The following is a 19,333-nucleotide window of genomic DNA, read 5'->3' on the forward strand; positions in this document are numbered from 1 at the left end:
GGCTCCGCCCCCTGGACCCCCGTCGGCCCCGAAAGGGCCTCGTCCTCAAACGCCGGACGGGCTGACGGTGTTGGGCCCAGCTGATCAGTGGCGGGGCGGGCTGATGGTGACGGCCTCAGCTCATCAGTGGCCGGCGGGACGGGTGAGGCTCGACGTGGCTCAGAAAGCACCGGAGAATCGACCATCGCCTCCCGCCCACTCACCGTCGGCCGCGGCTCCCCCGCCCGATACACCCCCAGAATCTCGTTCGTCCCCGTGTCCCGCACCGCGTTGAACCACCGGCGGCACCCCGCCGCATGGTTCCAGCGTTCCGAGAACGGGCCCTTGGGGTTGTCGCGGAAGAACAGGTAGCGCGCCCATTCCTCGTCGGTCAGGTCGGCCGGGGTCTCCGGGTAGGCCACGTGGGCCTGGCCGCCGTAGTGGAACTCGGCTTCGTCGCGGGGCCCGCACCAGGGGCAGGGGATCAGCAGCATGGTTCGGCTCCCTAGTGGGCCACCGCGGCAGCGCCGTGCTCGTCGACGAGCGCGCCGGTGGTGAAACGGTCGAGCGAGAAGGGGGCGTTGAGGTGGTGAGGGGTGTCATGGGCGATGGTGTGGGCGTAGACCCAGCCGACGCCCGGGGTGGCCTTGAAACCGCCGGTTCCCCAGCCGCAGTTGAGGTAGAGGTTGTCCACCGGGGTGAGGCCGACGATGGGTGAGGCGTCGGGGGTGACGTCGACGATGCCGCCCCAGGTGCGCAGCACATGCGCGCGGGCGAAGACCGGGAACAACTCCAGCGCCGCCGCCATCTGCTCTTCGATGATGTGGAACGCGCCGCGCTGCGTATAGGAGTTGTACGAGTCGATGCCCGCGCCCATCACCAACTCGCCCTTGTGCGCCTGGCTCACGTACACGTGGACCGCGTTGGACATGACGACGGTCGGGTGGACGGGCTCCAGGAGTTCCGACACCAGGGCCTGCAACGGGTGGCTCTGGAGCGGGAGTTGGATGCCCGCCATGGCCGCCAGGACCGAGGTGTGGCCGGCCGAGCAGAGCGCTACCTTGCCCGCCGCTATCGGGCCGAGTGTGGTCTGTACGCCCACCACCCTGCCGTCGACTATGTCGAGTCCGGTGACCTCGCAGTTCTGGATGAGGTCGATGCCGGCGGCGTCGGCGGAGCGGGCCAGGCCCCAGGCCACGTGGTCGTGCTTTGCGATGCCGGCACGTGGTTGGTAGGTACCGCCCATCACCGGATAGCGCACGTCCGGCGAGGTGTTGACGATCGGGCAGACCTCCTTGACCTGCCGTTCGTCCAGCCATTCCGCGTCCACACCGTTGAGCCGGTTCGCCTCGACGCGGCGCACGCTGTCGCGGACGTCCTGGAGGCTGTGGGCGAGGTTGAGCACTCCGCGCTGGGAGAAGAGGATCGGGTAGTCCAGCTCCTCCTCCAGCCCCTCCCAGAGTTTGAGCGCGTGCTCGTAGATGCCCGCGCTCTCGTCCCACAGGTAGTTGGAGCGGATGATCGTGGTGTTGCGGGCCATGTTGCCGCCCGCCAGCCAGCCCTTCTCCAGCACCGCGACGTTGGTGATGCCGTGGTTCTTCGCCAAGTAGTGGGCGGTCGCTAGGCCGTGGCCGCCACCGCCGACCACGATCACGTCGTACGAGCGTTTCGGCTCGGGTGTGCGCCAGAGCCGGTCGGGGTGTTCGGGGAGGTCTGCGCCCGGGGTGCGGGGGGTCATCGGGGGTCGCCCTCCTCGGACAGGTGCGGGTAGAGCGGGTGCTTCGCCGCCAGTGTCTCCGTGCGGGCGCTCAAGTCGCCGATGTCGGGCTCCGGTTGGAGGGCCAGCGCGATCACGTCCGCGACCTCGGCGAAGTCCTCCTCCGTGAAGCCGCGCGTGGCCAGTGCCGGTGTGCCGATGCGGAGTCCGGACGTGACCATGGGCGGGCGCGGGTCGAAGGGCACGGCGTTGCGGTTGACGGTGATGCCGATCTCGTGGAGCAGGTCTTCCGCCTGCCTGCCGTCGAGTTCGGAGTCACGCAGGTCTACCAGGACCAGGTGGACGTCCGTGCCGCCGGTGAGGACCTTCACCCCGGTGGCCGCCACGTCCGTGCGGGTGAGGCGTTCGGCGAGGATGCGGGAGCCGGCGAGTGTGCGGGACTGGCGTTCCGCGAACTCGGGTGAGGCCGCGACCTTGAACGACACCGCCTTCGCGGCGATGACGTGTTCCAGGGGGCCGCCCTGCATGCCGGGGAACACCGCCGAGTTGATCTTCTTGGCGAGGTCGGCCTCGTTGGTGAGGATGACTCCGCCGCGCGGGCCGCCGAGCGTCTTGTGTGTCGTGGTCGTGGTCACGTGTGCGTGCGGCACGGGGTTGGGGTGCAGTCCGGCGGCGACCAGTCCCGCGAAATGCGCCATGTCGACCATCAGCAGGGCGTCCACCTCGTCGGCGATCCGCCGGAAGGCCGCGAAGTCCAACTGCCGTGGATACGCGGACCAGCCCGCGATGATCATCTTGGGGCGGTGTTCCTTCGCGAGGCGCTCCACCTCGTCCATGTCGACCAGGTTGTCGGTCTCGGAGACGTGGTACGGCACCACGTTCAGCATCTTGCCGCTGTAGTTGAGGCGCATGCCGTGGGTGAGGTGTCCGCCGTGCGCGAGGTCGAGGCCGAGGATCGTGTCGCCGGGCTTCAACAGGGCGAAGAACACAGCCGTGTTGGCCTGCGCGCCTGAATGCGGCTGCACGTTGGCGAACCCGGCGCCGAACAGGGACTTGACCCGCTCGATGGCCAACCGCTCGGTGACGTCGACGTGTTCGCAGCCGCCGTAGTAGCGGCGGCCGGGATAGCCCTCCGCGTACTTGTTGGTGAGGACCGAGCCCTGCGCCTCCAGTACGGCGGACGGCGCGAAGTTCTCGGAGGCGATCATCTCCAACGTGGACTGCTGGCGGTGCAGTTCGGCGCGGAGCGCGGCGTGGACCTCGGGATCCAGTTCCGCCAAGGGGGTGTTCAGCGCGTTCATACGGCGTTCGCGTCCTTCCGGCTAGCCGCGGAGGCGGGACATGGTCGGGTCGAACAGCGGCTCCGCCGCGACAACCGCCTCGACGCGCTCGTCGAAGTAGCCGATGTGCAACTGGGTGCCGGGGGTGGCGAGTTCGGCCGGGAGCCAGGCGTAGGCGATGCCCTTGCCGATCGTGTAGCCGTAGGCCGCGCTGGTGACGTAGCCGACGGCGCGCTCGCCGTCGTAGACCGGCTCCTTGCCCATGACGACGGAGTGCGGGTCGTCGATGGTGAGGCAGGTCAACTGGCGTCGCACGTCGGTCTTTCGGCGTTCCAGTGCCGCCTTGCCGATGAAGTCGCCCTTGTCGAGCTTGACGGCGAAGCCGACGCCGGCCTCGTAGGGGTCGTGCTCGTAGGTCATGTCGGTGCCGAAGGAGCGGTAACCCTTCTCCAGACGGAGGCTGTTGAAGGCGCCGCGCCCGGCGATGACACCGCCGAGCGGCTTGGCCGCCTGCCACAGGGTGTCCCAGAGTTTCTGGCCCTGGTCGGCGGTGGTGTAGAGCTCCCAGCCGAGTTCGCCGACGTAGGAGAGGCGCATGGCGGTGACGGGGACCGTGCCGATGTAGGCCGTTTTGGCGCGGAAGTACTTGAGGCCTTCGTTCGTGAAGTCCTCGTCCGTCAGGGGCTGGAGGACCTTGCGGGCGAGCGGGCCCCACAGGCCTATGCAGCAGGTGCCCGGCGTGATGTCGCGGACCTGGACCGTGCCGTCGGCGGGGAGGTGGCGGGTGAACCAGTCGAGGTCGAGGTTGCCGTTGGCGCCGACCTGGAAGCGGTCGTGGGCCAGGCGGGCGACGGTGATGTCGCTGCGGATGCCGCCGTCGTGGTCGAGGAGGAGTGTGTACGTCACCGAGCCGACCGACTTGGCGACCTTGCCGGTGACCAGGCCCTCCAGGAAGTCGGCGGCGCCGGGGCCGGTCACCTCCAGGCGTTTGAGGGCCGTCATGTCGTACATCGCGACGGTCTCGCGGGTGGCCTGTGCCTCGGCGCCGACGATGGGCGACCAGTACTGCGCCGCCCAGTCGTTGGGGGTGGGGATCGAACGGCCTTCCACCAGGCCCGAGTTGGCCTCGTACCACTGCGGGCGCTCCCAGCCGTTCGCCTCCAGGAAGACCGCGCCGTGTTCCTGCTGGCGGGTGTGGAAGGGGCTGGTGCGGATCGGGCGCGGCTTTCCGGACGGCTGGAGGGGGTGGAGGATGTCGTAGACCTCGACGAAGTTCTGGCAGTCGCGTGCCAGGACGTATTCGGGGGCGAGCTGGTGCTGTTCGAAGCGGTTGACGTCGCACTCGTGGAGGTCGAAGGAGGAGCAGTATCCGTCGACCAGCCACTCGGCCATCGCCCGGCCGACGCCCGCCGAGTGCGTGACCCAGACCGCCTCGGCGACCCAGAAGCCCTTGACGTCCAGGGACTCGCCGAGGAGGGGGAAGTTGTCGGTGGTGAAGGAGAAGAGGCCGTTGATGCCCTCCTCGACCTTCGCCTCCCGGGTCGCGGGGAGCAGGGACTGGGTTTCCGTCCAGGCGTCCGCGAAGTCGTCCTCGGTGAACTTGAGGACGGACGGCATGTCGTCGGCCTCGTCGACCGAGAGGATGTCGTCGGCGGAGATGGGCATCGGGCGGTGGCCGTAGTAGCCGATGCCGATGGCGTCGAAGCGGTCGCGGTAGTAGAGGTCGGCGTCCTGGTGGCGCAGGATCGGGCGGACGGCCTCCTCGGTCTGGCCGGCGAGGGCCGGTACCGGGCCGGTCCAGGCGAGTTGGTGGCCGAGCGGGGTCAGCGGGAGGTTCATGCCGACCATGCGGGCGATCTTCGGGCCCCAGATGCCGGCGCAGCACACGACGATGTCGGCGGGGATCTCGCCCTGGTCGGTGAGGACGCCGGTGACGCGGCCGTCGGCCCGCTGGACGTCGAGGACTTCGTGGCGGGCGAGGAATCGCACACCACGGTCCGTGGCCCGGCGGATCTGGGCCTCTACGGCGAGGACGGCTTTCGCGAGGCCGTCGGTGGGGACCAGGAGGCCGCCCAGCACCTTGTCGGGGTTGAGGAGGGGGTGGTGCTCGACGCACTCCTCGGGGGTGAGCAGCCGGGCCTCGATGCCCCAGGCGGTGATCCAGCCGTGGCGGCGGTGGAGTTCGGCGACGCGCTCGGGGGTGGTGGCGACTTCGAGGCCGCCGACCTGGAGGAAGCAGGGCTGGCCGTCGACGTCGAGGGAGCAGAACTTCTCGACCGTGTAGCGGGCCAACTCGGTCATGGTCTTGGAGGAGTTGGTCTGGAAGACCAGGCCTGGGGCGTGCGACGACGAGCCCCCGGTGGCGGGCAGCGGGCCCTGGTCGACCACGGTCACTTCGGTCCAGCCTCGCGCGGAGATCTCGTCCGCGAGCGCCGCCCCCACGACGCCCGCTCCGATGATGACCACTCGGGGTCCCGCCATCGCCGCACCTCCGGCTAGAAAGCAATCCGGTTGCTGTCTGCGCAACATGCTTCAGGTTGCGCAACTCAATGTGCCCGGCGTGAGGAGCGGGTGTCAAGGGGTCCGTGACGTCGGGCAAACCGACCCGGACGCGACTCGTATCGCGGCCCGGACGCACCGAGGCCCGGCAGGCTGACGACGCAGCCTGCCGGGCCTTTCCGGCGGTTTTACGGGGCACTCGGGCGCCCTGCTCTATCCACCGCTCAATCCACTACTTGATCCACTGAGGTGTTCTCGGCAACGTGACGGTTGCGGTGTGTGACATGGCCTGGGTGAGGCGGCCCGGGGCCGGGTGACCTGGCGTCAGATAGGGTTGAAGCCCCTGGTAGGAACGGGTCTGCGAAGATCAAGTTCCGTACGGCCAGAGGCTTCACGCGTTGACCAGTATCACCTACACCGCCGTGCTCGATGTCAGCAGGGAGACCGCCGAGACCCTGGCCAGGCTCCTGCGCGAGCGCCGCGAGCGGCTCGGCACCCGCAAGAACACCCGCGCCCTGGGCGTCTTCAAGCAGGGAATCCTCGTCCTGCGGTGGTTCGTCGACGGGACCCGGCTGGCCCAACTTGCCCGGGACAACCAGATCTCGGTGCCAACCGCCTACCGCTGTCTCCACGAGGGGCTGACCGTGCTCGCCGACCACGCCCCCGACCTGTCCACCGCGCTGGAGCGGGCGGCCGCCGCCGGGTACACCCACCTCAACCTGGACGGCACCGTCATCCGCACCGATCGCGTAACCGCCCCCGGCCCCAACGGAGCCGACCTGCGGTGGCCCTGTGCGGTGAGGGTTGAGGCCAGGGCCCGTAACGACAGCGTGGTCCACCGCAACGGGGAGACGGGGTCGCCTCGGGTGTGCGGCTCGATCAGCGATTCCAGCGCGGGCAGCAGACCAGGGTCGGTATCAGTCCGCCGCTTGCGGCCCGCACCAGGAGCCCGGACCCGCAGGGTCGGCGAGGAGCAGCCGGCCAACTCGGCCATACCACGCGCGATGGTTGCAGTGCTGGTGCCGGAGGCGGCGGCGACCCTGACGATCCCGCCGCAGCCGAGGGCCGTCGCCTCACTAGCCAGGTACAACCGACGGCGACGCTCATCGAGGTGCGGCAGGATCTGATCGAACTTGGCCCGCAGAGCACGAGCGGCAACGCCGCCCGCCAGACATGGAGTCATATCTCAGACTCCCACCAACACCCCTCTACCGAGCGCTTATTGAAATACGGGCCCCAGGCAAGGTCGACAACTGTCAGATCGGGGTGGTCGGGTACAACTAGCCGACGCAGTGTTCGCCCTTCCAGGGCCAGTTGAAGCTTCCAGGCTTGACCAGGGCGACGTTCCAGTAGGGAAGAGCCGCGCAGGAGTCGATCCACAGCTGGGTCGCCGGGAATCTCCCGGCGGTCTTGCTGTTGAACAGAAGTGGCCCACCGGAGTACTTATAAATCTTGACGTTGTGGTCGGATGCGAGCGTGATGTAGGCCTGAGGCTGAGCCGACGTCACGTGATTCGGTCCGAACTCACCCTTTAGAACACCTTTGTAGTAGATGAGCGCGTTGGCATACTTGCCCATGCAAAGCTTTGCGACAGCCCCGCGCTGTCCAGCAGTGGACACGATGCACTTCCCGACGGTCAGCTTCTGACCGAGGTTCAAGTGGTACTGCCCAGCTGCAGCGTCAGCCTGAGTGGCTGGCGTGAAGATGGATGCCCCAAGCAGAATCCCGGCAATCAGAACGCTCCGCATATATTTGCGAATCCCCACGTCTCCCCGTTTCCGAATGAATTTGGGTCTGGTCGTAACCGTGTGCCATTCCGGACGGGATCTTACCGGGGAGATGCTTTCACCGCGGGCCTCGGAGATCATTTTTGCCGCAGCTTGACCAATTTGCCGGCGGCCACGCTCCAGGTGAAGGTTTCATGTTGGAATTCGGGATGAATCGCGGGCGAAATAGGTTGTTCTCCGGCAGTTCACGCAACACACCCACGGAGCCTTGGCCGGAGAACAACCACATTAGCGGCGGACGCCGGGCGCTACTTAAGCCAGGCGTCGACCTTGTCCTTGTTGGCCTCGACCCACTTCTTGGCCGCCCCATCGTCCGTCATCTTGTCCTGGGCGATGTACTTGGCGACCTCGTTCTGGTCGTCGTTCGTCCAGTTGAAGTTCTTCACCAGGTTGTAGGCGGGGCTGCCGGACTTGGCGAACTTCGCGCTGACGATCTTGTTGAGGTTGTAGACGGGATAGTCGCAGGCAACCTTGGCCGTGTCGGCGTCACAGCCGTCCTTGTACGCGGGCAGGGCGACCTTCTTCAGCGGGACCTCGGACAGGAACCACTGCGGCTCGTAGAAGTAGCCGATCACCCACTGCTTGTTCTTCTCGGCGGTGCGGAAGGCCTGGATGAGCGCCGTCTCGCTGCCCGCGTACACCACCTTGAAGTTCAGCTTCAGGTTCTTCACCAGCGCCGCGTCGTAGGTGACGTACGACGGGTCGCCGTCGAGGAGCTGGCCCTTGCCGCCCGACTCGGACGTCTTGAACTTCGACGCGTACTTGTTGAGGTTCTTGTAGTCGAGGATGTCGGGGTGCGCCTTGGCCAGCCACGGCGGCACGTACCAGCCGATGAGGCCTTTGTTGCCGGTCGGGCCGGCGTCCACGGCGGTCTTCTGCTGGTCGATGTACTTCTTCACCAGGTCGGGGTGGCCCCAGTTCTCCAGGACCGCGTCGACCTCGCCGGAGCCGAAGCCCTGCCAGGCGATCTCTTCCTTGAGATTCTTCTTGGTGACCGTACAACCGAGGTTGTGCTGGGCGACGTACGCGACGACCGCCGCGTCCGCCTCGTAGCCCACCCACGGGTTGACGGCCAGGTTGAAGGTGCCGCACTTGCCCGAGCTTCCCGAGCCCGCGGAGGAGCTGTCTCCGACCTTCGCCCCGCCGCACGCGGTGAGGGTGAGGCCGAGGACGGCCAGGCCGGCCGCGCCGGCTCGCCAGTGTCTTGCCATGGTGTCGTGCTCCTTAAGCGGTGGCGCGGCGCGCCGCGGCCTGAGTGATCCGGTCGAACATGACTCCGAGAAGGACGATGGCCAGACCCGCGGCAAGCCCCTTCCCGTACAGCTCCCCCCGTGAGAATCCGGCCACGACGTCGTAGCCGAGGGCGCCCGCACCTACCAGGCCGCCTACTACAACCATCGACAGCACGTAGATCAGGCCCTGGTTGATAGCGAGCGTCAGGGCACCGCGTGACATCGGCAGCTGAACCTTGGTGATGATCTGCCAGGTGTTGCACCCGGCGGAGGTGGCCGCCTCGATGGTGGTCTCGGGCACCGCCCGCACCCCGTCCGCGATGATCTTCATGGCGACCGGCGCCCCATAGACGATCGCGGCGACGATGGCCGTGAAGCGTGTCGGGCCGAACAGCGCGAGGAACGGCACGAGATAGACGAACGGCGGCATGACCTGCGCCGCGTCCAGCGTGGGGCGAAGCAGCCGGTCCACCAGCGTGCTGCGCCCCATCCACACCCCGAAGGCGATGCCGAACACCATCACCAGCACGGTCGCCACGATCGTCGAGGCAAGGGCCGTCATGGCGTCCGACCACACGCCCGTTCCGACAAGCAGGCCTACGCAGACGGCAGTTGTGACCCCCGAGCGCCAGCCGCCGACGACCACACCGATCCCGATCAGCACCGCGCCGACGAGCCACCACGGGGAGTCGGTGAGCAGCGACTGGAACGGGTTGAGCAGGCCGTTGGTGATCGCGTTGCGGAAGGCGTTGGTGAGGCCCGACAGGTTGTCCTGCACCCAAGTCGTCACGCTGTCCGCCGCGTTGGCGATGTGACCGCCGGTGCTGCCTTCGCCGGGGAACTGCGCCGCCCACAGGTAGGTGTGCGACAGGTAGATCAGCACTACGACGCCCACCGCGCCCGAACCCAGCAGCGGACGGCGCCACTTGAGGAAGCGGCCGGACGAGTTCCGGGCCTGTTCCGCGCGCGTGCTGGACGCGGTCGTGACCCGGTCGAGGACGATGGCCATCACGACGATCGCCAGACCCGCGTTGAAGGCCGTGCCGACGTCGAGCGACTGGAGGGCCTGCATGACGGTCTTGCCGAGGCCGGGCGCGTCGATCAGGGCCGCGATGGTCACCATGGCCAGGGCGGCCATGATGGTCTGGTTGACGCCCACCACCACGGTCCGCTTGGCCATCGGCAGCAATACCTTCAGCAGCGACTGCCAGCGCGTCGACCCCATGGAATCGGCCGCTTCCACGGTGGTCTCCGGTACGGAGCGGATGCCGTGCGCGGTGATACGGATCGCCGGCGGGGCCGCGTAGATCACCGTGGCGATCACGGCGGAGGCCGGGCCGATGAGGAAGATCAGGGTCAGCGGGGCGAGGTAGACGAAGGTCGGCATCGTCTGCATGAAGTCCAGGAAGGGCGTCATGATCCGGTTGAACCGGTCGGACAGCCCCGCCCACACGCCCAGCGGGATCGCGAACAGCAGCGCCACGAGGACCGCGGAGAGGGTCAGGGCCAGGGTGTCCATGCTCTCCTGCCACAGGCCCTGGAGCCCGAAGAAGGCGAAGCCTGCCATGGCGAGGAGCGCGACCCGCCAGTTGCCCACGGCCCAGGACACGAACCCGGCGATGCCGACGACACCGAGCCAGCCGATCTGCGGCAGCGGCCGGTCGCCGCTCGGCTGCGAGATCAGGTCCTGGACGAAGGTCACCAGGTTGTCGATGACCAGGCGGATCTCGTTGAAGAAGTAGAGGAAGAGCGGGTTGGAGTTGCGGTTGGCGCCGACCGAGTCGTTGAGGTCGTTGAACCACCGGTGCAGTCCGGTGAGATCGGCCGCCGCGAGTGTCAGCGTCTGCTTCCCGCGCAGCACGGCGAACAGCACCAGCCACACGACGAGGATCGCGCCCACCATCATGGGCCGGGTGACCTTGCGTCGCGGGTTCTTCAACTCCGGCGCCGCGTCCGCGACTTCCTGTGCGGGCTCCGGTTTCTCCACGGCGACGGTCATCACGCGTCGCCCTCCTGCCCGGCGACGACCGCGAGGATCTCCTCGTCGCCGACGATGCCGAGCAGCTTGCCGTTCTCGACGACCTTGACCGGCTTGTCGGCCGCCAGTACGGCCCGGGTGGCCTCGCGTACGACGACGTCCGGGCCCAACTCGGGGCCGTCCAGGGCGTCTCCGTCCACGACGGGACGCATGATCCAGCGCAGAGTGAGGACGTCACCGCGCGGCACGTCCTTCACGAACTCGCGCACGTAGTCGTCGGCGGGAGCGCCCACCAGCTCGTCCCCCGTGCCGCACTGCACCATCTTGCCGTCGCGCATGATGAGGATGCGGTCGCCCAACTTGAGGGCCTCGGACAGGTCGTGGGTGATGAACACCATGGTCTTGCCGACCTCGTGGTGCAACCGGATGACCTCGTTCTGCATGTCACGGCGGATCAGCGGGTCGAGCGCGGAGAACGGTTCGTCGAAGAGGAGCACGTCCGGGTCACCGGCCAACGCCCTTGCCAGCCCGACGCGTTGCTGCATTCCGCCGGAGAGCTGGTCGGGGTAGGAGTTCTCGTACCCCGACAGTCCCACCAACTCGACGACTTCCAGGGCCCGTTTGGTCCGCTCGGCCTTGCCCATGCCGCGGATCTCCAGGCCGAACGACACGTTGTCGATGACCCGGCGGTGCGGCAGCAGCCCGAAGTGCTGGAAGACCATGGAGAATTTACGGCGCCGCAGCTCGCGCAGCCGCTTGGCGTCCGCGTCCCGGATGTCCTCGCCCTCGAAGACGATCTCCCCGGAGGTCGGTTCGATCAGCCGGGTCAGACATCGCACCAGGGTGGACTTCCCGGAGCCGGACAGGCCCATGACGACGAAGACCTCGCCGGGCGAGACCTCGAAGTTCACATCGCGTACGGCGGCGGTGCAGCCGGTGCGGTCCATCAGCTCACGGCGCGTGAGCCCGCACAGTTCCTCGGAATCGGGTACCTGCTCTGCCTTCGGCCCGAACACCTTCCACAGCTTGCGCACGGATATGACCGGGGTGGGGGCCGAGTCCTGGGGAGTGCCGCGCCGCTGCGGCACCTCGGTCTGTGCTGGGGTCACGATCGACCTCTTTTCGGCGTTCAGCCGCGGAACCAGTGCTGCGGCCGGGGTTGGATGTTCTGCCAGATGTGCTTGGGCTCTCGGTACTCGTCCAGGCCGGTCGGTCCCAACTCCCGGCCCACGCCCGAGTGTCCGAAGCCACCCCATTCCGCTTGCGGCACATAGGGGTGGTAGTCGTTGATCCACACCGTGCCGTGCCGCAGCCGCCGGGCGACCCGCTGGGCCTTCCCCGCGTCCTGGGTCCAGACGGCGCCGGCGAGTCCGTACTCGGTGTCGTTGGCGATGCGTACGGCGTCGTCCTCGTCGGTGAAGCGCTCGACGGTCAGCACCGGTCCGAAGGACTCCTCGTGCACCACCCGCATGTCCTGCGTGCAGCCGTCGAGCACGGTCGGCGGGTAGAAGTGGCCGTCGGCGAGGCCGAGTTCAGTCGGCCGCTCACCGCCGCACCGCAGCACAGCACCCTCGGCGACGCCCGCCGCGACGTACGCCTCGACCTTCTCCCGGTGCTGTGCGGAGATCAGCGCCCCGGTCTCGGCCTCAGGATCGAAGGGCCCGCCGAGCCTGATCTGCCGTGCCCGCCGCACGACTTCGTCGACGAACCGGTCGTGCAGCGAGTCCTCGACGATCAACCGGGCGCCGGCCGAACAGACTTGGCCCGAGTGCAGGAAGACGGCCGTGAGCGCGAAGTCCACGGCCGTCTCGAAGTCGGCGTCGGCGAAGATGACGTTGGGGTTCTTGCCACCCAGCTCCAGCGCCACCTTCTTCACGGTCGCGGCGGCGGTGGCCATGATGCGTTTGCCGGTCTCAAGGCCCCCGGTGAAGGAGACCATGTCGACGGCGGGATCCTCGGAGAGCGGCGCACCCGCCTCGGGCCCGGCACCGAGCACGAGATTGGCGGCACCGGCGGGAAGTCCGGCCTCCTCCAGCGCGCGCATCAGCAGAATGGACGTGGAGGGCGTCAGCTCACTCGGCTTGAGAACGACCGTGTTCCCCGCGAGAAGCGCCGGGGCGACCTTCCAACTGGCCTGCAGCAGCGGGTAGTTCCAGGGCGTGATGAGCCCGCACACCCCAACGGGCTCGTACACGACCCGACTTACGGCGTCGTCCCGCCCGGTGTCGATGACCCGTCCGGCGTCGGTGCCACCGATCCCGCCGTAGTAACGAAAACACGAAACGACATCGGCGATGTCGTACTCGCTCTCCACCAACCGCTTGCCGGTGTCCAGCGACTCGGCGCGGGCGAACTCCTTGGCGTCACGCTCGATGATCTCGGCGGTGCGCAGCAGCAGCGCGCCGCGCTCCCGCTCGGGGGTGCGCGGCCAGGGCCCTTCGTCGAAGGCGCGGCGGGCGGCGGCGATCGCGGCCTCGGTGTCGGGACGCGTTCCCTCGGACACGGTCGCGGCGAGCGTGCCGTCGGCGGGACAGCGGATGTCACGGTGGCCGCCGGCCACCGCATCGCGCCATTCTCCGTCCACATACAGGTCTGCCACGTGTGGAGCCCTTCGAGCGAATTTCGTTGCGCATCGTGCACCGTATTGCTTGTGGTGGAACACCATGGCGAATGTGCAGACATACGTCAAGGGGTTGGCAGATGACGATTTCACCATGCGACCCATTGCCCGGCCGCCTCTTGACCGCAAGCGGCGCCCGGCCCAACCATGTTGCGTATCGCTCACCAAGTTGCGCAACACGCACCGACGGAGGCCGCTCATGTCCCCTCGACCGCACCCTGGCCGCGAATTCGTCCTCACTCTCTCGTGCCCGGACAGCGCCGGACTGGTCCATGCCGTGAGCGGCTTTCTCGTCCGGAACTCCGGCAACATCCTGGAGAGCCAGCAATTCGATGATCGGCTCAAGGGCCGCTTCTTCATGAGGGTCCACTTCGACGTTTCCGATCCAAACGCCGACCTGAAAACACTGCGTTACCGATTCGGCCCGGTGGCCGAGGCGTATCGCATCTCCTGGACCCTGAGGGACGCCGCCACCCCCACCCGAACCCTGATCATGGTGTCCAAGTTCGGCCACTGCCTGAACGACCTGCTGTTCCGCCGCCGCACCGGTGCCCTCAACATCGAGATCCCGGCGATCGTCTCCAACCACCGGGACTTCGAGGGCCTCGCGGAGACGTACGGCATCCCCTTCCACCACATCCCGGTCACCAGCGACACGAAGGCCGACGCGGAGGCCCGACTCCTCGAACTGGTACGGGAGTTGGACATCGACCTGGTGGTACTGGCCCGCTACATGCAGATCCTCTCCGACGACCTCTGCAAGCAGCTGGAGGGCCACGCCATCAACATCCACCACTCCTTCCTCCCCAGCTTCAAGGGCGCCCGCCCCTACCAGCAGGCGTACGACCGAGGGGTGAAGCTCGTGGGCGCCACGGCGCACTATGTGACGCCGGAACTGGACGAGGGCCAGATCATCGACCAGGACGTGGTCCGGGTCGACCACTCACTCGACCCGGAGGAGCTGGTGACGGTGGGGCGGGACGTGGAGGCGCAGGTGCTGGCGCACGCGGTGAAGTGGCACAGCGAGAGCAGGGTGATGGTGTACGGGAATCGGACGGTTGTGTTCCGGTGAGGGTGGGCGTGAGTGCGGGCACGGGTGAGGGTGCGGCGGGTGCGGGTGCAGGTGTGTGCCGTATACGGCTTCTGGCGGCGGCGCTTGGGACACAGGCACGCTGAAGGCAGCCTGCCGGGGGCAACTCGAAACGCAGGCCGGCTATATCCAGCCCGTCCGGCGTTTGAGGACGAGGCCCCTTCAGGGCCGAAGCGGGGGCCTGGGGGCGGCAGCCCCCAAAACCCCCGGCACCCTCAACCTCTCAACGCCTGGCCCACTTACCCCGCCTGCTTCTGCGCACCCCGGTGCCGGTAATACACAGCCTCGGACGGAGCAAGCGGCTCCTTGCCCAGGATGAGGTCGGCCGCCTTCTCCGCGATCATCATCACCGGCGCGTAGATGTTGCCGTTGGTCACGTACGGCATCACCGACGCGTCGACGACCCGCAGCCCCTCCACACCGTGCACCCGCATGCTGCCGGGATCGACGACGGACATCTCGTCCGTTCCCATCTTGCACGTGCAGGACGGATGCAGAGCGGTCTCCCCCTCCTTGGCGACCCACGCCAGGATCTCCTCGTCGCTCTCCACGGACGGCCCGGGCGAGACCTCCCCGTCGTTGTACGGGGCGAGCGCCGGCTGGTTGAGGAGCGTGCGGGCGACCCGGACCGACTCGACCCACTCACGCCGGTCCTGTTCCGTGGACAGGTAGTTGAAGCGCAGCGCGGGGTGCTCCAGCGGATCCTTGCTCTTGATCTTCACCGAGCCGATCGCGTCGGAGTACATGGGCCCGACGTGCACCTGGTACCCGTGGCCACCGGCCGGCGACGAGCCGTCGTAGCGGACCGCGATCGGCAGGAAGTGGAACATCAGGTTGGGATAGTCGACGTCCTCGTTGCTACGGGCGAAGCCGCCTGCCTCGAAGTGGTTCGTGGCGGCGGGGCCCTTGCGGAAGAGCCACTGCAGGCCGATGAAGGGGGCGCGCCACTTCGCCATGTACGGCTGCATGGAGACGGGTTGCTTGCAGGCGTACTGGATGTACACCTCCAGGTGGTCCTGCATGTTCTCGCCGACGCCCGGCAGATCGTGGACGACGTCGATGCCGAGCGCGGTCAGCTCCTCCGCGTTGCCTACGCCGGAAAGCTGAAGCAGCTGGGGGGAGTTGATCGCGCCGCCGCACAGGACGACCTCGCGGGCACGCACCTGCCGGACCTTGCCGCGGTGCCGGTACTCGACGCCGACGGCCTTCTTGCCCTCGAAGAGGACACGGGTGACCATCGCGCGGGTGGCGACGGTGAGGTTGGACCGCTTCCGCACGGGCTTCAAGTAGGCCTTCGAGGCGGACAGTCGGCGGCCTCTGCTGACGTTGCGGTCGAAGGGCGCGAAGCCCTCCTGCTGATAGCCGTTGACGTCGTCGGTACGCGGATAGCCCGCTTCCTGCACGGCGTTGAGGAAGGCGCCGAACAACGGGTTCGTGGCGGGCCCGCGTTCGAGGACGAGCGGGCCGTCGTGGCCGCGGAACTCGTCGTCGGGATCGGCCGCGAGACAGTTCTCCATCCGCCGGAAGTACGGCAGACAGTGCGCGTAGTCCCAGCTCTCCATGCCGGCGTCGGCGGCCCATCGCTCGTAGTCCATGGGGTTGCCGCGCTGGAAGATCATGCCGTTGATGCTGCTGGAACCGCCGAGCACCTTGCCGCGGGCGTGGTAGACGCGCCGGTCGCCCATGTGGGGCTCGGGTTCCGACTCGTACTTCCAGTCGTAGAACCGGCTGCCGATCGGATAGGTCAGCGCGGCCGGCATGTGGATGAAGACGTCCCACGGGTAGTCGGGCCGGCCGGCCTCCAGGACCAGCACCTGGTTGGCCGGGTCCGCGGAGAGCCGGTTCGCCAGTGCGCTGCCGGCGGATCCACCACCGACGATGACGAAGTCGTATTGCAGGGGAGCCATGATCTCTCGTCTCGCTCGCGCCGTAGATACGCGAGGCATGCTAATACGAGTATCGCTATACGCACTAGGTTGCGAGCCACGCAACCTGGAGGCCCAGGTTTCCGCACTGTTTCCCGCGGCCCCGCGGCCCGAGCGGACCCCCGCGTTCCTCAGAGGCTGAAGCGTTCCTTGCCGAGGAGGGGGCGGACCCGGAAACGGAAGCCTGCCGTGAGGAAGGGGTGCTGGAGGAGGCCGGTGCCCAGTTCCCCGCTCGGCGCCTCGGACATGGCCTGTGTGCTGGACGCGGTCGCCGAAACCGCCGCCCAGGACGTGGCCCTCGCCCTGGCGGACCGGGCGCAGGTGCTGCTCGACACTGCCATCGGCTTTGATCACGATTCTCTGCTGAGCTCCCTGACGCTTCTGCTGGCCCGGCGCGGGCAGGTCTAGCGGGCCATGACGCTCGTCGACCGGATCGCCCCCGAAAGGCGCGCGAGGCGACAGGCCGAGATCGTCGGACAGTTGGCCCGCTACGGCGACACGGGCGGGGCCGAGGCTCTCGGGTACGGGATCACCGACTGCCGGGCGCAGACCAGGGCACTGATCGAAGTGGTCCGGGAGTTGGTTCGGCGAGGCGATCCGGACCGCGCCGAGAGCGTGGCCCACTCGATCACCGACCGCTGGGCAGAAGGCGAGGCGCTGATCGCGGTCGTCCGGGAACTGGCCCGGCGCGGCGACCCGGACCGCGCCGAGGTCCTCGCCCACTCGATCGCCTACCGCGCGACACGGGCCCGCGCCCTGACCGTACTCGCGGAGCTGTCCGATCCGCCCCGCGCCCGCAGGCTTGCCGCGCAGGTCATGGTCCTCGACGACTGGGCAACTGCCCTGCCCCTGTTGGAACGGGTCGCGCCCCGTGCGGTGGTGACTGTCGCCGATCAGGCCGACGAGCTGCTGCGCGACAGGGCGTGACGTGCCGCCCGACACCCGACGCCCCACCGCACGTCACCTCGTCCGCCGGACCCCCGCCCCTGGTTCTCTCCCGTCCCTGCTTCCTTCCCATCCCCTCCCTCCTCCCCTTCCTCTCCGTTCCTTTTGCATCCGCTCCTTGTCACTGCTGACTGCGAGACTCAATCCATGATTCCGAAGTTGCCCCTGAACAGCCCTCGTTGGCGTGACCTCGACGGTGTGACGGCCGAGGAGGTGCAGGCGCTCCTGGAGCACATGACCTCAACGGCAGCCACCGGAACCAAGGTTGACTGGCGGCAGACCTGGACGTACATGACCGACGACGTGCTGGCCGACGGAACCGTCTACGACAGCGCCTACGCGGTCCTGCCCCATCTCGTCGAGGCGGCAGCGGCGTTGTCACCGGAGCAGTCCGTGGATTTCTGGGTGGACATGGGCTTCATCGTGACCGCCGAGGACAGGCCCCCCGTCCCGGCCGATCTGGAGGCGGGGTTCAGTGCCGCGCTTCGGCTGGCCGAGCAGGCGGCCGCACGGAGCTTGCTCGCCGTCGGTGCTCCCGCGAAGGTCTGCGGCCAACTCGCCCTGAGCTGCGTCGCCTTCGCCGGTCACCACATCGGCGCGGCGCTGTGGGATCTTGAACCCGAGGAAAGTTACCTTCAGTTGTTGTGTCCCGGGTGCGGGTCCGACACCGAGATCCTCAAGTTCTTCGCGGACCCGGTGCGTCCGCCCTTCGAGGCTCCCGAGTTGCCTGATCCGGACCGTGCCCGTCAGGGACAGCATCCCTGGGGCGAGGTCGCCGACGCATTGCGGGACGAGACACTGGGGCAGGAGTGGGCGCCCTTCCTGCGGGTGGCACGCGAGGTCGCGGCGGCGGGGGTGCCCGTCGAAACACCGGGGCAGGCCGTCCTGTGCCTGATCGCCGGGATGGTCGCGGCCAAGGGCACCCCGCAATGGGCCGGGAAGGAATGGGCCTGCCAACTGACGTTGCTCACCGGGCACTTCCGCTGCTGGAACTGCGAACAGACCTGGACGGTCGCTGACGGCCTGGTGGAGAGTCCGGACGGCGCCCGCCCCCAGAGCGGTCCCGCGCAGGCATCGACGGCCGCCGCCGACAGCTCGGCTACGGCGGTGCAGCCGACGGCAGTCGAACCAACAGGGGAGGCAGCAGGGGAGGCAGCAGGTGAAACACCCAGCCGTCTCCGGCAGGACGGGAACGCTCTGCTCGCAGCCGACGGCACGCCCTGGGGCCGTATATCAGTGTTCTCTGATCCGGCTCTCTCTGATCCGGCTCTCTCTGATTCGGCGTCCTCTGATTCGGCTTTCTCCGATTCCGCGCCGGGTTCGTCCGGTGGCGTCGACTCACTGACGGTGGTGTCCCTCCCCGGTGGGCCGACGCTCGTGGCCGGTGCTGGTGCCAGTGCCGGGGACAGGGGCGTGGTGTGTCTGTGGGACGCGGCCGACGGCCGACTCGTCCATGGGCCGCTGTCGGGGCATCCCGACCGTGTCCGCTCGCTGACGGCGTTGCCCCTTGCCGACGGCCGTGTCCTCCTGGCGAGCGGAGGTGGCTCCGGGGCGATCGGCCTGTGGGATGCCGTCACCGGGCGGCCGGTTCACGAACCCGTCGCCAACTGGCTCGGCGAAGTGACCGGGATGTGTGCCGCTGCCCTCGCCGACGGTCGGACCCTGCTCGTCACCGCCACCTCCCGAGGCGCGGTCCGGTTGAGGGATCCGGCCACGGGTGAACCTGTCGGGCGTCTCAACCCCTCCGGTCGTCCGATCCGGTCGATCGCCGCCGTCCCGGTCTCCGGCGGCCATGCGCTGATCGCGGCGGCGGACAACCAGGGCGGCGTTCACATGTGGGATCCGGCCGTCGACGACCCCTGGGACCCGGGCGCGGCCGTGCAGTTGAAGGACCGCGCGCTCAGCGATGCCGGACACCGGGTGGCAGCTGTCGCGGCGGTGCCCACGGCCGACGGAACCCTGCTGGCCACCGGCGACGATCGCGGCGTGGTCATGCTGTGGGACCCGGCCACCGGAACGCCGGTCGGCGAGGGACTGCCTCCCGCGACGGGCACCGCCGGCCTACCGGTCATGACGGCCACCACTCTGCACGACGGTCGCACCGTCCTGGTCACCGGCAGCAAGCGCGGGCACGGCCTGCGGGTGTGGGAACCGGCGACCGGCGCGGTGCGGCGGATATCCCTGGATGTGACCGTCACCTGCTTGACTGCCGTCGGCCCCGACGTGATCGTCGGACACGACCGCGGAGTTCTCGGACTCCCGCTCACGAGGCAGTGAACCG

The 19,333-nt window shown here is 68.2% G+C and carries 14 protein-coding genes and 2 pseudogenes; 5 read left to right on the forward strand and 11 right to left on the reverse strand.

The features are described 5' to 3' along the window. The 4 genes from ACFWP5_RS13520 to ACFWP5_RS13535 all read right to left on the reverse strand — a co-directional run. A partial coding sequence (locus ACFWP5_RS13520) for a sarcosine oxidase subunit delta (RefSeq protein WP_384154647.1) occupies positions 1-473 on the reverse strand: 473 nt, incomplete at its 3' end. Between the two features lie 11 nt (positions 474-484). After that, entirely contained in the window at positions 485-1,717 is a 1,233-nt protein-coding gene (locus tag ACFWP5_RS13525; RefSeq protein ID WP_384154649.1) for a sarcosine oxidase subunit beta family protein, read from the reverse strand. Then, on the reverse strand, positions 1,714-2,997 hold the full coding sequence (gene glyA, locus ACFWP5_RS13530; RefSeq protein WP_384154651.1) for a serine hydroxymethyltransferase: 1,284 nt from the start codon (positions 2,995-2,997) through the stop codon (positions 1,714-1,716). Before glyA ends, ACFWP5_RS13525 begins: the two co-directional genes overlap by 4 nt. 21 nt (positions 2,998-3,018) lie before the next feature. Beyond that, a complete protein-coding gene (locus tag ACFWP5_RS13535) occupies positions 3,019-5,457 on the reverse strand; it encodes an FAD-dependent oxidoreductase (protein WP_384154653.1) in 2,439 nt (812 codons plus the stop codon). Between the two features lie 416 nt (positions 5,458-5,873). Here ACFWP5_RS13535 and ACFWP5_RS13540 point away from each other — a divergent pair. Further along, a pseudogene (locus ACFWP5_RS13540) lies at positions 5,874-6,263 on the forward strand (IS5/IS1182 family transposase); the annotation flags it as partial. Here the strand turns inward: ACFWP5_RS13540 and ACFWP5_RS13545 are convergent. The 6 genes and pseudogenes from ACFWP5_RS13545 to ACFWP5_RS13570 form a co-directional block, all read right to left on the reverse strand. Then, positions 6,248-6,658, reverse strand: a pseudogene (locus ACFWP5_RS13545) (ISAzo13 family transposase); the annotation flags it as partial. The pseudogenes ACFWP5_RS13540 and ACFWP5_RS13545 overlap by 16 nt on opposite strands. Positions 6,659-6,755: 97 nt before the next feature. After that, entirely contained in the window at positions 6,756-7,241 is a 486-nt protein-coding gene (locus tag ACFWP5_RS13550; protein ID WP_384154655.1) for a hypothetical protein, read from the reverse strand. Between the two features lie 269 nt (positions 7,242-7,510). Continuing rightward, positions 7,511-8,473 carry an ABC transporter substrate-binding protein gene (locus tag ACFWP5_RS13555; RefSeq protein ID WP_384154657.1) on the reverse strand — a complete coding sequence of 321 codons (963 nt, stop codon included), beginning with the start codon at positions 8,471-8,473 and terminating at the stop codon, positions 7,511-7,513. Positions 8,474-8,486: 13 nt separating this feature from the next. Next, the gene (locus tag ACFWP5_RS13560; protein WP_384154659.1) at positions 8,487-10,493 is read right to left on the reverse strand and encodes an ABC transporter permease; all 2,007 of its coding nucleotides are present in this window, start codon (positions 10,491-10,493) and stop codon (positions 8,487-8,489) included. After that, positions 10,493-11,581, reverse strand: a complete 1,089-nt coding sequence (locus ACFWP5_RS13565; protein WP_384154661.1) for a glycine betaine/L-proline ABC transporter ATP-binding protein — start codon at positions 11,579-11,581, stop codon at positions 10,493-10,495. The genes ACFWP5_RS13560 and ACFWP5_RS13565 overlap by 1 nt, the downstream gene beginning before the upstream one ends. A gap of 20 nt (positions 11,582-11,601) precedes the next feature. After that, positions 11,602-13,071 carry an aldehyde dehydrogenase family protein gene (locus ACFWP5_RS13570; protein WP_384154663.1) on the reverse strand — a complete coding sequence of 490 codons (1,470 nt, stop codon included), beginning with the start codon at positions 13,069-13,071 and terminating at the stop codon, positions 11,602-11,604. A gap of 220 nt (positions 13,072-13,291) precedes the next feature. On the opposite strand from ACFWP5_RS13570, the gene purU reads away from it, so the two are divergent. Further along, positions 13,292-14,164, forward strand: coding sequence for a formyltetrahydrofolate deformylase (purU, locus tag ACFWP5_RS13575; protein ID WP_384154665.1), 873 nt, complete (start codon positions 13,292-13,294; stop codon positions 14,162-14,164). A gap of 257 nt (positions 14,165-14,421) precedes the next feature. On the opposite strand, the gene betA is transcribed toward purU, so the two are convergent. After that, positions 14,422-16,089: a choline dehydrogenase gene (gene betA, locus ACFWP5_RS13580; RefSeq protein ID WP_384154666.1), complete on the reverse strand. Its 1,668-nt coding sequence runs from the start codon at positions 16,087-16,089 to the stop codon at positions 14,422-14,424. A 234-nt stretch (positions 16,090-16,323) separates the two neighbouring features. On the opposite strand from betA, the gene ACFWP5_RS13585 reads away from it, so the two are divergent. From ACFWP5_RS13585 to ACFWP5_RS13595, 3 genes are all read left to right on the forward strand, one after another. Then, positions 16,324-16,515 carry a hypothetical protein gene (locus ACFWP5_RS13585; RefSeq protein WP_384154668.1) on the forward strand — a complete coding sequence of 64 codons (192 nt, stop codon included), beginning with the start codon at positions 16,324-16,326 and terminating at the stop codon, positions 16,513-16,515. Positions 16,516-16,521: 6 nt separating this feature from the next. Further along, positions 16,522-17,034, forward strand: coding sequence for a hypothetical protein (locus ACFWP5_RS13590; RefSeq protein ID WP_384154670.1), 513 nt, complete (start codon positions 16,522-16,524; stop codon positions 17,032-17,034). Positions 17,035-17,199: 165 nt separating this feature from the next. Next, positions 17,200-19,329, forward strand: a complete 2,130-nt coding sequence (locus ACFWP5_RS13595; protein WP_384154672.1) for a WD40 repeat domain-containing protein — start codon at positions 17,200-17,202, stop codon at positions 19,327-19,329. The last annotated feature ends 4 nt before the right edge of the window (positions 19,330-19,333 follow it).

The organism is Streptomyces sp. NPDC058469, assembly GCF_042721125.1.
GTDB lineage: Bacteria > Actinomycetota > Actinomycetes > Streptomycetales > Streptomycetaceae > Streptomyces.

Excerpts from the sequence above, each read along its gene's own strand:
- ACFWP5_RS13525 (WP_384154649.1), bottom strand. The coding sequence starts at position 1,717 with ATGACCCCCCGCACCCCGGGCGCAGACCTCCCCGAACACCCCGACCGG.
- glyA (WP_384154651.1), bottom strand. The coding sequence starts at position 2,997 with ATGAACGCGCTGAACACCCCCTTGGCGGAACTGGATCCCGAGGTCCAC.
- ACFWP5_RS13535 (WP_384154653.1), bottom strand. The coding sequence starts at position 5,457 with ATGGCGGGACCCCGAGTGGTCATCATCGGAGCGGGCGTCGTGGGGGCG.
- ACFWP5_RS13555 (WP_384154657.1), bottom strand. The coding sequence starts at position 8,473 with ATGGCAAGACACTGGCGAGCCGGCGCGGCCGGCCTGGCCGTCCTCGGC.
- ACFWP5_RS13560 (WP_384154659.1), bottom strand. The coding sequence starts at position 10,493 with ATGACCGTCGCCGTGGAGAAACCGGAGCCCGCACAGGAAGTCGCGGAC.
- purU (WP_384154665.1), top strand. The coding sequence starts at position 13,292 with ATGTCCCCTCGACCGCACCCTGGCCGCGAATTCGTCCTCACTCTCTCG.
- betA (WP_384154666.1), bottom strand. The coding sequence starts at position 16,089 with ATGGCTCCCCTGCAATACGACTTCGTCATCGTCGGTGGTGGATCCGCC.
- ACFWP5_RS13590 (WP_384154670.1), top strand. The coding sequence starts at position 16,522 with ATGACGCTCGTCGACCGGATCGCCCCCGAAAGGCGCGCGAGGCGACAG.
- ACFWP5_RS13595 (WP_384154672.1), top strand. The coding sequence starts at position 17,200 with ATGATTCCGAAGTTGCCCCTGAACAGCCCTCGTTGGCGTGACCTCGAC.